Origin of the sequence: Streptococcus infantis, assembly GCF_047464615.1 — a bacterium.
Classification (GTDB): Bacteria; Bacillota; Bacilli; order Lactobacillales; family Streptococcaceae; genus Streptococcus; species Streptococcus infantis_Y.
Map to the genome: position 1 here is coordinate 1 of NZ_JASHBO010000039.1, position 861 is coordinate 861.

At 37.5% G+C, this 861-nt stretch carries 1 protein-coding gene; it reads right to left on the reverse strand.

Annotation, left to right across the window (positions count from 1 at the left end; translation table 11 throughout):
- Nucleotides 1-16: 16 nt before the first annotated feature.
- Nucleotides 17-822 (reverse strand): IS5 family transposase gene (locus QM450_RS10560; RefSeq protein WP_414320560.1). Its coding sequence is split into 2 segments (ribosomal slippage): nucleotides 17-445 and nucleotides 448-822, totalling 804 coding nucleotides; the frame shifts between segments, so codons are not numbered across the junction.
- Between the last annotated feature and the right edge of the window lie 39 nt (nucleotides 823-861).

Consider the following 861-nt stretch of genomic DNA (forward strand, 5'->3'; position numbering starts at 1 on the left):
TAGACTTCCTGCGAAACTAAAATCCTAGTTCACGGTTGATAATGCCAGCAATCAAATTCATTCGTAATCCGAAGCGTTTACGTCGATTTCGATAGGTTGTTGAAAATATTTTAAACGTTTTTACTTTGGCAAAAATATTCTCAACCTTGATTCTCTCTTTAGATAGCGCATGGTTATAGGCTTTATCTTCAAGAGTTAGGGGCTTAAGTTTGCTTGATTTCCTCGGAGTTTGTGCTTGAGGATATATCTTCATGAGTCCTTGATAACCACTGTCAGCCAAGATTTTACCAGTTTGTCCGATATTTCTGCGACTCATTTTGAACAATTTCATATCGTGGAAATAGTTCACAGCGATATCCAAAGAAACAATTCTCCCTTGGCTTGTGACAATCGCCTGAGCCTTCATAGCATGATATTTCTTTTTACCAGAATAATTGGCTAGTTGATTTTTTTAGGACGATTTATTTTTACCTCTGTTGCATCCACAATCACCGTATCCTCAGCACTAAGATGAGTTTTTGAAATCGTAAAACCATTTTGAATAAGAGTTTCTTCAACCCATTGACTCCGACGGATTAAGTTGCTTTCGTGAATGCCAAAATCAGCCGCAATTTGTTCATAAGTACGGTATTCTCGCATGTATTGAAGAGTAGCCATGAGGAGATCTTCTAAGCTTAACTTAGGGGTCCGTCCCCCTTTTGCGTGTTTACGTTGATAAGCTGTTTTTAACACAGCTAACATCTCTTCAAAAGTAGTGCGCTGAACACCAACAAGGCGCTTAAAGCGTGCATCAGTTAATAGTTTACTTGATTCATAATTCATAGTTTTATTGTATCATATTTTTATTTCGCAGGAAGTCTA